The organism is Mesorhizobium oxytropidicola, assembly GCF_056174625.1.
In genome coordinates, this window is the sequence record NZ_CM149692.1 from 497,149 (window position 1) to 509,881 (window position 12,733).

The following is a 12,733-nucleotide window of genomic DNA, read 5'->3' on the forward strand; positions in this document are numbered from 1 at the left end:
GCTCACCACCGCCAGGTGCCCTTCCCCAGGGCTCCCACCGCGTCGACGATCCGCGTGAAACTTTCGCGGGCGCGTCCGACCGTGTGCCGGGCCCTGAGATAGCCGTGCACCAGACCCGGTTCCTCGAACCAGGTGGCGCGCCCGCCTGCCGCGATGATCCGGTCGCGATAGGTCTCGCCATCTGAAGACAGCGGGTCGCACTCGGCGGTGATCAGCACCGTCGGCGGCAAATTGGCGAAGTTGGTGTCGGCCAGTGGCGAGAGTGTTACGTCGCCGGTCCGGTCCGCGCCACCGGTGCGGATATGCTTGTAGAATTCGAGATCGCGCATGGTCAGCATCGGCGCTTCGGCATGTCGGACATAGGAGCCCTTTGAGCGGTCGCCGCCGAGGCCGGGATAGATCAGCACCTGGCCGACCGGCCGCTTCGCCTGGCCGCGCGTGGCGTGAGCAATTGCGGCGCAGAGATTGCCGCCGGCGCTGTCGCCGCAGAGCAGGATGGGGCGATCGCGGGTGGACGCAGCCCATGCGAAGGCACTCACCGCGTCGTCGAAGGCGGCGGGATGCAGATGCTCCGGCGCCAGCCGGTAGTCGACCGAGACAACCTCATAGCCGGTGCGGGCGCAGAGCTCGGCGCAGACATCGTCATGGCTGTCCAGCCCGCCAAGGATGAAGCCGCCGCCATGGATGTAGAGCACCGTCGCCGCCGGTTGCGGGGCGCTTCGGTAGATTCGGATCGGGATATCGTGCGTGGGCGTTGCAATGGTTGAGGTTTCGACCGTCACGCCCCCGGGATAGCCGGCAAAGAACTCCCGGCACATGCGGTCATAGATTTCGCGCTGCTGCGCGATCGTGTAGTCGATCGTATCGGGCGGATAGTAGGAATTGGTCCGCTCGATGAAGGCCCAGGTCTCGGCGTCGATGAGCTTTGTGTAGTCGGTCATGGAACTCCTTTACCTTCCCCTTAATGAGGGAGGTCGCCGCGGAGCGGCGGGTGGGGGTGCCGGCGCTTCACCCCACCCGGACCTGCGGTCCGACCCTCCCCATCGAGGGGAGGGTAAAGTGGCTCATTTCCCCTTCCACACCGGGTCGCGCTTTTCGGCGAAGGCGCGGAAACCTTCCATATTGTCTTCCGACCCATACAGCGCATCGACCGTAGCCAGCTGGCGGCGCGTCACCCGGTTCATCGCATCCTGGAAGGTCAGAGCTTCGGCCACCCGCGCGGTCTCCTTGATGGCGGCGAAGACCAGCGGCGGGCCGCTGGCGAGCAGGCGGGCGATCTCCCAGACGCGGTCGTCGAGCTTTTCCTTGGGCAGCACCTCGTTGACCAGGCCCCAGCGATGCGCTTCCGCGACATCCATCCAGCGGCCGGTGAGCAGGAGGTCCATCGCGACATGATAGGGAATGCGCTTCGGCAGCTTGATCGTCGCCGCGTCGGCCAGCGTGCCGGCGCGGATTTCGGGCAGCGCGAAGGAGGAATGATCGGAGGCGTAGATGAGGTCGCAGGACAGCGCCAGCTCGAAGCCGCCGCCGACCGCCATGCCGTTGACGCAGGCGATGACCGGCTTGTTCAAGTCGCGCAGTTCCTGCAAACCGGCAAAGCCGCCGACGCCATAGTCGCCGTCGACTGCGTCTCCGCCGGCCGCCGCCTTCAGGTCCCAGCCAGCGCAGAAGAACTTGTCGCCTGACGTCTTGACGATGGCGACGCGCAATTCCGGATCGTCGCGGAACGCCTTGAAGGTCTCGCCCATCAGCCGCGAGGTCTTGAGGTCAATGGCGTTGGCCTTGGGCCGGTCGAGCGTGACCTCGAGGATCGAGCCTTCGCGGCGGGTCGAAATGACGTCAGACATTCTTGTTCTCTCCCAGCACCAGCAGCGCATCGGCGATCCAGGCACCCTTGCCTTCGACGCAAACGATCAGCGGGTTGATGTCGAGTTCCTCGATCTCGCCGGCATTCTTCTGCACGAAGCCGGCAATGCCCGCGATGGCGTCGATGGCGGCCGCGACGTCGGCTTTCGGCCGGCCGCGATAACCTTCGAGCAGCGGGAACAGCTTCAAACCACGCAAAGCCGCCTCGATGTCGTCGCGGGTCGCCGGCAGCATCAAGGTGACGCTGTCGCGCAGCAATTCGACCAGCACGCCGCCGGTACCGAGCGTCATCACCGCGCCGAACATCGGATCGCGGGTGAAGCCGACGATCAGCTCGGCGACACCATCGCGCACCATGCGCTCGACATAGAGGCCGGTGCCGAGCGGCAGCAGGTCGTGCGCCGCCGTGCTGACGGATTCGGCGTCCTTGAGATTGAGCCTGACGGCGCCGACCTCGGATTTATGGGCGACACCCAGCGCCTTCAGCGCGACAGGAAAGCCGAGCGCCATCGACGAGATCACCGCCTCGACCGCATTGCCGGCACGCTCACCTTTCGGCACTGGCAGCCCGGCCTTGATCAGCCCCGCCTTGGCCTCGGCTTCGTCGGGCGTGATATGATCGCCGCCGGCGGCGCCGGCTGCAGAGGTGTCGACCGGCTGCGCCTGCGGCTCGCGCCAGGCCCAGCCGATGAAGGCTGCCGCGCCTGCGGCATCCATCGCCTCGGAAATGCCGAACAACGGCACCATGCCGCGCGCCATCAGCTCGGCGGTGTATTCCTCCGGCAGGTTTTCCGGCAGCGAGGAGACGATGGCGCCATGCGCCTTGTTGGTCTTCAGCGACGATTCGAAGGCGCGCAGCGTTGCCCACCAGTCGGTGACCGAGCAGCGGTCGGGGCGCGGAAAGTCGAGCACGAGCATATTGAGGTCGAACCCACCCGACACCATGGCGGTGAAGGTGGCGGTCATCGCCGGCTCGTTGTTCCAGATGAAGGTGTGGTAGTCGAGCGGGTTGGCGACCGCGACCAGCGGCCCGAGCGTCGATTTCACGTGTGCGCGATGGGCGTCCGTCAGAACCGGGAAGTTGACCCAACGGCCTTCGGCGCTGTCGGCCATGACGGACGCCTCGCCGCCCGAACAGCTCATCGACGACAGGCGATAACCGGGCAGCGGACCGGTGATATGCAGCAGCTTCAGCGCCTCGATGAAGGCCGGGATGGAATCGACGCGGGCAATGCCGAGCCGCCTGAGGAAGGCGCCAGAGGCCGCATCCGAACCGGCGAGCGAGGCGGTATGCGACACCGTCGCCTGCCGCGCCTGCTCGGAACGCCCTACCTTCATGGCGATGATCGGTTTTTTTAGCTCGCGCGCCCTGGCGGCCAATCGTTCGAAGCCGGCTACGGAGTCGAAAAGCCTCAATGTGCAGGCCGAGCGATGTGACACGATCGTCCTCGATCAGGCCGAGCGCCATTTCGGACAGGCCGGTCTGCGCCTGATTGCCGGCGGTCATCAGGAAGGCGATCGGCAGGCCGCGTTTCTGCATCGTCATGTTGATGGCGATGTTGGACGACTGGGTGATGATGGCGACACCCTTGCCACCTTCGTCAAGCCTGATGCCGCCATGCTGGTCCGGCCACAAAAGCGCGCCGTCGGCATAGTTGATCAAGCCATAGCAGTTCGGCCCGATGATCGGCATCTCGCCGGCAGCCGCGACCAGTTCGGCCTGCAGCCGTTCGCCATCGTCGTCATAAGCCTCGGTCTCGAGGAAGCCGGCGGCGAAGCAGACGGCGCCGCCGGCGCCGCGTTCGGCCAGCGCCTTGACCACCTCGATGGTCAGATGCCGGTTGACGCCGACAAAGGCAGCATCAGGCGCGCCGGGCAGATCGGCGACGGAGCGGTAGGCCTTGCGTCCGGCAACCTCGTCTTTGGTCGGATGTACCGGCCAGATTTCGCCGGCAAAACCCATCTTGATCGATTGCGCGACGACGGCGGCGGCCTGCACGCCACCGAAGACGGCGATCGATTTCGGGCGCAGGAGACGTTCAAGTTTATGCATGGTCATCTTTTCGTTTGAGCGCGATCTCAGGACAAACGATCTCGTTTGTCCGAGAAAACCGAATCCCGGCTTTGGCGCATCATGCTCTAAGCTCCGAACGGACGCAGCAGCGCCCGCGAAATAATATGTCGCTGAATCTCCGACGTGCCTTCCCAGATGCGCTCGACGCGGGCGTCGCGCCAGATGCGCTCCAGCGGCAAGTCGTCCATCAGCCCCATGCCGCCATGGATCTGGATCGCTTCGTCGGCAACGTAAGCCAGCATTTCGGTGGCCTTCAGCTTGGCCATGGCCATGTCCTGATCGGTGACGGTGCCCTGATCGTACTTCCAGCCGGCTTCGAACACCATCAGGTCGGCGGCCTTCAATTCCGTCGCCATGTCGGCGAGCTTGAACGACACGCCCTGGAACTTGCCAATCTGCTGGCCGAACTGCTGGCGCTGCGCGGCGTATTCGACGGCGTGGCCCAGCGCCCGCTCGGCGCGGCCGAGACAGGTGGCGCCGACCTGCAGGCGGGTGGCGCCAAGCCAGGAATTGGCGACGTCGAAGCCCTTATGCACTTCGCCCAGCACCTGGCTCGCCGGCAGCCGGCAATCGTCGAATTCGAGGATGGCATTGGTGTAGCCGCGATGCGAGACATTGCGGTAGCCGTCACGGACGGTAAAGCCTTTGGTGCCCTTGTCGACGAAGAAGGCGGTGATCTTCTTGCGCTTGCCGCGCGGCGAATCCTCTTCGCCCGACGCCATGAAGACGATGGCGAAATCGGCGAGATCGGCGTGGGAGATAAAGTGCTTGGTGCCGTTCAGCACCCAGTCGTCGCCGTCCTGCACGGCTGACGCCTTCATGCCGCGCAGGTCGGAACCTGCGCCCGGCTCGGTCATCGCCAGGCAGTCCCACTTCTCGCCACGGATGCAGGGAAACAGATATTTTTCACGCTGCTCCGGCGTGCCGGCGAGCAGGATGTTGGAGGGACGCGCGACGCAGGTCCAGTGCAGCGCGTAATTGGCGCGGCCGAGTTCTTTTCGTAGAGCAGCCAGGTCACTGTATCCAGGCCCGCACCGCCGACATCGGCCGGCATGTTGGCGGCATAGAGGCCGGCTTCGATCGCCTTGGCCTTGATCTCCTCGATTAGCTCGCGGCGCAGCACGCCGGTGCGCTCGACCTCGCGCTCATGCGGGTAGAGCTCATTCTCGACGAAGGCGCGCGTCGTCCCGACGATGAGTTTTTGTTCCTCCGAAAGACCGAAATCCATGGCTCAGCCTTTCTTGCTCTTCTTCGCTTTGCCGCCCTTTGCCGGCTTTTCCGCCTTCTTCACCGGCTTGGAGGCCTTGGCCTTCTCGGCAGCCTTGGAGGCCGTCGGCTTCTTTGCCGCCAGCTTGGCAAGCTGCTTGGTATAGTCTTTGTGCAGGGCGCCGGCACCCCAGCCCTTGCCCTTGTTCTGCTTCGACAGCGCATCCATGATCGCGACCAGATTGTCGTCGCGGATCTTTTCGAGTTCGCGGATCGACAGGCCATGCGCCTGGTCGTCCGACTGGGTGGCGATCAGGTCGACCAGCTCGTCGTTGAATTCCGGCACGTCCATCAGCTTGGTCCACGGCCATTTCAGGCACGGCCCGAACTGCGCCATGAAGTGGCGCATGCCGGCCTCGCCGCCGGCGACGCGATAGACCTGGAACATGCCCATCTGCGCCCAGCGCAGGCCGAAGCCGTAGCGCATGATGTCGTCGAGCTCCTCGACGGTGCAGATGCCGTCCTTGATCAGCCACAGCGCCTCGCGCCAGGCGGCTTCGAGCAGGCGGTCACCGACGAAGGCTTCGATCTCCTTGCGGATGACGACCGGCTTCATACCGATCGCGGCGTAGATCTCCTTGGCGACCTCGATCGCCTCGGGAAAGGTCTGATCGCCGCCGACGATTTCGACCAGCGGCAAGAGGTAGACCGGGTTGAACGGATGGCCGACGACCAGCCGCTCTGGATGCTTCTTCATCGCCACCTGCATATCCGTCGGCTTGATGCCGGAGGTCGACGAGCCGACAATGGCGTTGGCCGGCGCATGGGCGTCGATCTCGGCCAGCACCTTGTGCTTGAGGTCGAGCCGTTCCGGCACGCTTTCCTGGATGAAGTCCGCGTCCGCAACCGCCTCGGCAATGGTCTTGGCGAAGGTCAGCTTGCCCTCTTTCGGCAGGCCGCCGGGCACCATCTGCTTGTAAGTGCGGCGCGCGCCCTTCATCACTTCCGAGACCTTGCGCGAGGCTTCCGGATCGGGATCGAAGATCGACACGTCGATGCCGTTGAGCAGCAGCCGCGCCACCCAGCCGGCGCCGATGACACCGCCGCCAATGGCGGCCGCCTTGTTGATGATGCTCATGGGGAAGCTCCGGTTCTTGTCTTGGCTGTAGTGGGATCTAGGAGAGGCACGCGCTCGCCGGCGCGGATCACGGCTGGGTCGTAAGCCTTGCGGGCAAAGACCTCGATCACGAAGGGCCGGAAGAACTCGATCGGCAGCGTCTCGTAGTCGGGATCGAAGCTCGACTGGTCCCAGCGTTCGCAAAACTGGTCGCAATCGTCGAAAAAGGCATGGCCTGCGAAGCGGTCGCGGGCATGGCGGTTGCCGCCGAGATGGTGGGCGTAATAGAGGCGCTGGAAGTCACCATGCTTTTCCACCACCCAGGTGCATTGCTCGCGCACGAAGGGTTTCAGGATCGAAGCGGCGTATTCGTCGTGATTGTAGGGCGCGTAGATGTCGCCGATATCGTGCAGCAGCGCGCAGGCGATCCAGTCGGTGTCGGCGCCGTCGCGCCAGGCGCGTGTCGCCGCCTGCAGCGAATGGCCGAGCCGAGTGATCTTGTAGCCCGACAGGCCTTCATCGAGCTGCACCAGCGCGTCGAGCAGCCGCTCGCCGGTTTTGGCGGCATAGTCGATTTCATGGGCGGTCAGGAACTCGTAATCGTCCTTGTCGCCATCCTTCATCGCGGTGAATTTGACGGTAGCCATGGTGCGCTCCCGTTTTACGCCGCGGCTGCGATCGGCGCCCGCTTGGTCAAATTGAGCTTCTTCCGCACTTCCTCCGGCCCCAGGATCCTGGCGCCGAGATTGGTGACAATGCTGGCGGCGCGCTCGACCAGTTGCGCGTTGGTGGCCAGCACGCCCTTGTCGAGCCACAGATTGTCTTCCAACCCAACGCGGACATTGCCGCCGGCGAGCACCGCCGCCGCCGCATAGGCCATCTGGTTGCGGCCGATGGCGAAGGCAGACCAGTTCCAGGTCGACGGCACATTGTTGACCATGGCCATGAAGGTGTTGAGATCGTCAGGCGCGCCCCACGGCACGCCCATGCAGAGCTGCACCAGCGCATCGGGGTTGAGCACCTTCTCCTCGACCAATTGCTTGGCGAACCAGAGATGGCCGGTGTCGAAGGCCTCGATCTCCGGCTTGACGCCGAGCGCCGTCATCATGCCGCCCATGGCACGCAGCATGCCGGGCGTGTTGGTCATGACATAGTCGGCTTCGGCGAAGTTCATGGTGCCGCAATCGAGCGTGCAGATTTCCGGCAGGCACTGGCGCACATGTTCCATGCGGTTGGTGGCGCCGCCCATGTCGGTGCCCTTTTCGTTGAGCGGCAGCGGCGCTTCCGGCGAGCCGAACACCATGTCGCCGCCCATGCCAGCGGTGAGGTTCAGGATGACGTCGACGTTCGCGTCACGGATGCGCTCGGTGACTTCGCGGTAGAGATGCACGTCGCGGCGGGGCTTGCCGGTCTCGGGATCGCGGACATGGCAGTGAACGATCGCCGCACCGGCCTTGGCCGCGTCGATGGCCGAATCGGCGATCTGCTTGGGCGAGCGCGGTACATGCGGGCTGCGATCCTGCGAACCGCCGGATCCGGTCACAGCACAGGTAATGAAGACCTCACGGTTCATCGCAAGCGGCATGGAATTCTCCTCCCAATCGAAACAGAGGCACAACATTGCGCGACTTGCGAGGAACTGTTTTACGTTTTACGAAGGCGGTATGATTAAAAACGAAAAGATGACAATCTTTCGCTCTGAGCAGTCGCCGCTCAAGGTGACGCTCTTGGTGTTTTCCGGGGCATCCATTATGTGCGTGGCGTGCACCGTCGATCCGCTGCGTGCCGCCAACCGCATCGCCGGCGAAACGCTGTTCGACTTCAAACTGGTTTCGGTGACGGGGGAGGCGCCGGTCACGACATGCGGCCTGCCCATAGCGGTGAGCGGCCGGTTCGATGCGACGGAACCGACCGACGTCCTGGTCGTGGTCGCGGGTTTCGGGACGCAGAACTACGCCACGTCGGCCTTGCTCGCCGGCCTGCGCCGGGCGGCGCGGTCGGCCCGCGCCTGCGGCGGCGTCGAGGCGGGCACATGGCTGGTGGCGCGCGCCGGTTTGCTTGAAGGCCGCAGTGCCACCACCCATTGGGAAGACATGGAGGATTTTTCGTCGACCTTTCCCGGTGTCGACGTGCGCCCCGATCGCTACATCATCGATGGGCCGGTCTTCACCACGGGCGGAGCGTCGCCGACCCTGGACCTGATGCTCCACCTGATTCGCACCCGGCTCGGCATGGCCGTGGCGCTCGATGTGGCAAGCGCGTTCATCTACGATCAGGCGCGCGTGGCGACTGATGCGCAGCCGCTGGTCTCACTTGGCCGGCTCGACGGCTACGATCCACGCCTGGCGCAGGCCATCCGGCTGATGGAAGCGCATGTCGACCAACCGCTGACCATAGAAGCCATCGCCAAGCGTGCCGGCGTGACGGCGCGGACACTGGAAAGCATCTTTCGCAAGTCGATCGGCGAGACGCCGGGCGCCTATTATCTCAGGCTGCGGCTGGGGGCCGCGCGCCGCCTGGTGGTCGACACGCGCGTGGCCATGGCGGATATTGCCGGGCGGACAGGCTTCTCGTCCGCCGCGGCATTTTCCAGAGCGTTTTCAAGAGCGTTCGGCGAAGCCCCGGTCAGGCTTCGTCGGGGTTAGGTCGATCTTTTGTATTGTCGCAATTTCCAGACGGAAAACCGCTTCACACTTTTCCTGGAATTGCTTCAGCGCTCACGCCGCGTTCTGGCGATCGCTGCCAGCGTCGATCTGTGAGCGCATCTGTCTCACCAGCCGGACTTCAAAGCGGTTGCTGACGGCGCGATCCCATTCGTTTTTCACGTCGTCGGTCGGCCGCGGCAGCGCCATCAGCCGGTCGATGATCGATCCGGTCTCGCCAGATGAGAGTAGGGCGTCGATTTCGCGTTCGTGCTGCATATCGGTTCGCCTCCTTCCTTTTCACCCGCCACAGGTCTCTCTTATACGAGATACGTGACGGCAGTTTGAAGGCAAGAGCGAGGTGATTGAGGGGCGTGAAGGGGCAAAACCTTGTCGCCGGATGCGCCCCTTGGCGCAAGGCCGTTCCAAGGCGGCAGGAGTGTTATCCCGCCGCCCCTCGAGCAATACGAATCGGCTTCCGCCCTCAGACGTAACGGTTGACGATGTTTTCCAGCAATTCCTGGCGGCCGGAGCGCGGCTGCGGCTCGATCTTCTTCTTCACCACGCGCTCGGCGATGTCCTCCAGCGAGCGCTTGCCCGACAGCATCGCCTTGGCCTCAGTGCTGTTCCAGCCGGCATAGCGCTCAGCCAGCGGCGCCGACAGCGCCTTGTCCTCGACCATGCGGGCCGCGGCCTTGAGACCGCGTGCACAGGAATCCATGCCGCCGATATGGCCGATCAGCAGGTCCTGCGGGTCGAGCGACTGGCGACGCAGCTTGGCGTCGAAATTGGTGCCACCGGTCTTGAAGCCACCGGCCTGCAGGACCTGGTAGTAGGCCAGCGCCATTTCCGGCACGTTGTTGGGGAACTGGTCGGTGTCCCAGCCCGACTGGTAGTCGTTGCGGTTCATGTCGATCGAACCGAAGACGCCGAGCGCATTGGCCAGCGCCAGTTCGTGCTCGAAGGAATGGCCGGCCAGGATGGCATGGCCCTGCTCAATGTTGAGTTTTACTTCATTCTCCAGGCCGAAGCGCTTGAGGAAGCCATAAACCGTGGCGACGTCGTAATCGTACTGATGCTTTGTCGGCTCCTGCGGCTTCGGCTCGATCAGGATCGTGCCCTTGAAGCCGATCTTGTGCTTGTAGTCGACGACGAGGCTGAGGAAGCGGCCGGCCTGTTCCTGCTCGCGGGCAAGGTCGGTGTTGAGCAGCGTCTCATAGCCCTCGCGTCCGCCCCACAGCACATAATTCTCGCCCTTCAGCCGCTTGGTGACGTCGATACAGCTCTTCACTGTCGCCGCCGCATAGGCAAAGACATCCGGATCGGGATTGGTGGCGGCGCCTGACATGAAGCGGCGATTGGAGAACAGGTTCGCCGTACCCCACAACAGCTTGACGCCGGTCTGCTTCATCTTGCCGGCGAAGTAATCCGCGATCTCGTCGAGGCGGGCAGCACTTTCGGAAAAGTCCTTACCCTCGGGCCGCACATCGGCGTCGTGGAAGCAGAAATAGGGTGCGCCGAGCAGCGAGAACATCTCGAACGCAACGTCGGCCTTGAGCTTCGCCAGTTCCATCGTGTCGATGCCGCCGGCCTTGGGGAACCAGGGGCGGTCGAAGGTCTGGCCGCCGAAGGGGTCGCCACCCGGCCAGGCGAAGGAATGCCAGTAGGCGACGGCGAAGCGCAGATGGTCTTCCAGCCGCTTGCCGGCCACCACCTCATCCGGATTGTAGAAGCGGTAGGCCAGCGGATTGGTCGAATCCGGCCCCTCATATTTGATCTTCTGGATGTCGCCGAAAAATCCGCTGCTCATGATTTCTGTCCTCTCTCGAATAGTTCGCCCTGATTACCTCAGGCGTAATTGGTTTCGCTCTTGGGCTGGTCGAAAAGGCTGATGTCAACAAACAAAGGAGACAGACCATGACCGACCTCAACGCAATCGCCGAGGGCTACATCACCGCCTGGAACGAAAGCGACGCCAGCCGCCGCGCCGACTTGCTGAAGGCCACCTTCACCGAAGATGTCAGCTATCGCGATCCGCTGATGCAGGGCGACGGCCATGACGGCGTCGCGGCGCTGATCGACGGTGTGCAGCAACGCTTTGCCGGCTTCCGGTTCTCGCTGAAGGGCACGCCGGACGGGTTCGCCGACAAGATCCGCTTCTCCTGGAATCTCGGTCCGGAGGGCGTCCCTTCGGTCATCGAAGGCACCGATATCGGCATCATCGAGAACGGTCGCCTGAAGAACGTCACCGGGTTTCTCGACAAGGTGCCGGCGCAGTGAGTTGCCGTGCCGCGGCGTGGGCGAGAACCCGCTCACGCCGTGGCGCCCCGGATCGCCGGATACAGCGCCCGGTAGCGGTGATAGGCGTCCGCATAGGCGCCACCGAGCCCGGCATCCGGTTCAATCGTCGCATCCGTTCTCGGCGCCATGCACACGGCGAGCGGATCAGCACTCGTCGCCGCGATCAGGCCGAGCCTGGCCGCGCCGAAGGCGGCGCCGAAATCGCCATCGGCGGGAATATCCACAGGCACTTGAAGCGCGGTGGCGATCGATTTCAGCCAATAGCGCGAGCGCGAACCGCCGCCAATTGCCGTAACGCGGGTCAATGTGGTGCCGGCTGTCTTCAGGGCTTCGAGACTGTCGCGGAAGGCGAAGGCGACGCCTTCAAGCACAGCCTGCGTCAGCACCGCGCGGCTCGACTCATGCGCCAGCCCGGTGAAGGAACCGCGAATGGCGGAATCATTGTGCGGCGTGCGCTCGCCCGAGAGATAGGGCAAGAAGGACACGCCGGTCGGCGCCTTCAGCGTGTCGCCGAGTTCCGATGTCAGGTCGCCTGCGCCTTTGCCCGTGATCTCCGACAGCCAGTTGAGCGAATCGGTCGCCGACAGGATGACGCCCATCTGGTGCCACGTATTGGGCAGCGCATGACAGAAAGTGTGGACCGCACTTGCCGGGTTGGGCAGGTAGGACGCGTTGGCGGCAAACAGCACGCCCGAGGTGCCCAGCGAGACAAAGGCATGGCCGGCGCCGACCGTGCCCATGCCGCAGGCGGAAGCCGCATTGTCGCCGGCGCCACCGGCAACCGGTATGCCGGCCTCGACGCCCCATTTCGACGCCAGCTCGGCACGCAGCCCGCCGGCCTTCTCAGTGCCCTCGACCAGCGACGGCATTTGGCTCTCGTCGAGCGAGGTGGCGGCGAGCAGGTCCGGCGACCAGCGGCGCTTGCCGACATCGAGCCAGGAGGTGCCGGCCGAGTCGGACATTTCCGAAATGTGTTCGCCGGTCAGCCAAAGCCGCAGGAAATCCTTGGGCAGCAGGACTTTCGCCACCTTGGTGAAGACAGCGGGCTCGTTGTCTTCACCCAAGCGAGCTTTGGCGCGGTGAAGCCGGGAAAGACGATGTTGCCGGTCAGCGCGCGAAAGCGCGGATCGGCGTCGAGTGCGGCCGCCTCGACATGGCTGCGCGTGTCGTTCCACAGGATGCATGGGCGCAGCACCTTGTCAGCCGCATCGAGCAAGGTCGCGCCGTGCATCTGGCCCGACAGGCCGATGCCTTTCACCGCCGCGAACTGCGCGGGGTGGGAAGCCCTGAGTTCGGCGATCGCATCTTCGCAGGCGCGTATCCAGTGCGACGGATCCTGCTCGGACCAGCCGGGATGTGGCCGCGAAACATCAAGTGTGCCATGGCCGGAGCCGACTACAGTCTGTCCGGCATCGATCAGCAGCGCCTTGACGCCCGACGTGCCCAGGTCGAGGCCGAGATACATGTTTTCCTCCCACGTCCTTATTTTTTCGGATCCCGAAAAAATCTGGCCGAGCCAGTTTTTAA

General features: G+C 64.2%; 9 protein-coding genes and 3 pseudogenes. 2 read left to right on the plus strand and 10 right to left on the minus strand.

Features of this window, described 5'->3' with window-relative positions; all coding sequences use genetic code 11:
• Positions 1–2 precede the first annotated feature (2 nt).
• The 7 genes and pseudogenes from AC0V8S_RS02330 to bcoG form a co-directional block, all read right to left on the minus strand.
• Positions 3–941 carry an alpha/beta hydrolase gene (locus AC0V8S_RS02330; protein ID WP_475436696.1) on the minus strand — a complete coding sequence of 313 codons (939 nt, stop codon included), beginning with the start codon at positions 939–941 and terminating at the stop codon, positions 3–5.
• Between the two features lie 123 nt (positions 942–1,064).
• Positions 1,065–1,847 (minus strand): carnitinyl-CoA dehydratase, encoded by a 783-nt coding sequence (locus AC0V8S_RS02335; protein WP_475436697.1) that lies wholly within the window; start codon positions 1,845–1,847, stop codon positions 1,065–1,067.
• Positions 1,840–3,925 (minus strand): annotated as a pseudogene (locus tag AC0V8S_RS02340) (acetate--CoA ligase family protein). Before AC0V8S_RS02340 ends, AC0V8S_RS02335 begins: the two are co-directional and overlap by 8 nt.
• Positions 3,926–4,005: 80 nt before the next feature.
• Positions 4,006–5,168 (minus strand): annotated as a pseudogene (locus AC0V8S_RS02345) (acyl-CoA dehydrogenase family protein).
• Positions 5,169–5,171: 3 nt separating this feature from the next.
• Positions 5,172–6,284, minus strand: a complete 1,113-nt coding sequence (locus AC0V8S_RS02350; protein ID WP_475436698.1) for a carnitine 3-dehydrogenase — start codon at positions 6,282–6,284, stop codon at positions 5,172–5,174.
• Positions 6,281–6,910 (minus strand): HD domain-containing protein, encoded by a 630-nt coding sequence (locus tag AC0V8S_RS02355; protein WP_475436699.1) that lies wholly within the window; start codon positions 6,908–6,910, stop codon positions 6,281–6,283. Before AC0V8S_RS02355 ends, AC0V8S_RS02350 begins: the two co-directional genes overlap by 4 nt.
• Positions 6,911–6,924: 14 nt before the next feature.
• Complete coding sequence (bcoG, locus tag AC0V8S_RS02360; RefSeq protein ID WP_475436700.1) at positions 6,925–7,848, minus strand: 3-dehydrocarnitine:acetyl-CoA trimethylamine transferase BcoG; 924 nt, start codon at positions 7,846–7,848, stop codon at positions 6,925–6,927.
• Positions 7,849–7,927: 79 nt separating this feature from the next.
• On the opposite strand from bcoG, the gene AC0V8S_RS02365 reads away from it, so the two are divergent.
• Positions 7,928–8,908, plus strand: coding sequence for a GlxA family transcriptional regulator (locus AC0V8S_RS02365; RefSeq protein ID WP_475436701.1), 981 nt, complete (start codon positions 7,928–7,930; stop codon positions 8,906–8,908).
• 72 nt (positions 8,909–8,980) lie between these two features.
• On the opposite strand, the gene AC0V8S_RS02370 is transcribed toward AC0V8S_RS02365, so the two are convergent.
• Both AC0V8S_RS02370 and xylA read right to left on the minus strand, forming a co-directional pair.
• The gene (locus tag AC0V8S_RS02370; protein ID WP_095203128.1) at positions 8,981–9,184 is read right to left on the minus strand and encodes a hypothetical protein; all 204 of its coding nucleotides are present in this window, start codon (positions 9,182–9,184) and stop codon (positions 8,981–8,983) included.
• A gap of 205 nt (positions 9,185–9,389) precedes the next feature.
• Complete coding sequence (gene xylA / locus AC0V8S_RS02375) at positions 9,390–10,715, minus strand: xylose isomerase (RefSeq protein ID WP_475436702.1); 1,326 nt, start codon at positions 10,713–10,715, stop codon at positions 9,390–9,392.
• Between the two features lie 107 nt (positions 10,716–10,822).
• Between xylA and AC0V8S_RS02380 the strand changes: the two genes are divergently transcribed.
• Complete coding sequence (locus AC0V8S_RS02380) at positions 10,823–11,185, plus strand: nuclear transport factor 2 family protein (protein WP_475436703.1); 363 nt, start codon at positions 10,823–10,825, stop codon at positions 11,183–11,185.
• Between the two features lie 32 nt (positions 11,186–11,217).
• On the opposite strand, the pseudogene xylB reads toward AC0V8S_RS02380, so the two are convergent.
• Positions 11,218–12,671, minus strand: a pseudogene (xylB, locus tag AC0V8S_RS02385) (xylulokinase).
• Positions 12,672–12,733: the final 62 nt, after the last annotated feature.

Bases quoted from the DNA above. Each gene is read 5' to 3' on its own strand.
- AC0V8S_RS02330 (WP_475436696.1), bottom strand. From the start codon at position 941: ATGACCGACTACACAAAGCTCATCGACGCCGAGACCTGGGCCTTCATC.
- AC0V8S_RS02335 (WP_475436697.1), bottom strand. From the start codon at position 1,847: ATGTCTGACGTCATTTCGACCCGCCGCGAAGGCTCGATCCTCGAGGTC.
- AC0V8S_RS02350 (WP_475436698.1), bottom strand. From the start codon at position 6,284: ATGAGCATCATCAACAAGGCGGCCGCCATTGGCGGCGGTGTCATCGGC.
- AC0V8S_RS02355 (WP_475436699.1), bottom strand. From the start codon at position 6,910: ATGGCTACCGTCAAATTCACCGCGATGAAGGATGGCGACAAGGACGAT.
- bcoG (WP_475436700.1), bottom strand. From the start codon at position 7,848: ATGCCGCTTGCGATGAACCGTGAGGTCTTCATTACCTGTGCTGTGACC.
- AC0V8S_RS02365 (WP_475436701.1), top strand. From the start codon at position 7,928: ATGATTAAAAACGAAAAGATGACAATCTTTCGCTCTGAGCAGTCGCCG.
- AC0V8S_RS02370 (WP_095203128.1), bottom strand. From the start codon at position 9,184: ATGCAGCACGAACGCGAAATCGACGCCCTACTCTCATCTGGCGAGACC.
- xylA (WP_475436702.1), bottom strand. From the start codon at position 10,715: ATGAGCAGCGGATTTTTCGGCGACATCCAGAAGATCAAATATGAGGGG.
- AC0V8S_RS02380 (WP_475436703.1), top strand. From the start codon at position 10,823: ATGACCGACCTCAACGCAATCGCCGAGGGCTACATCACCGCCTGGAAC.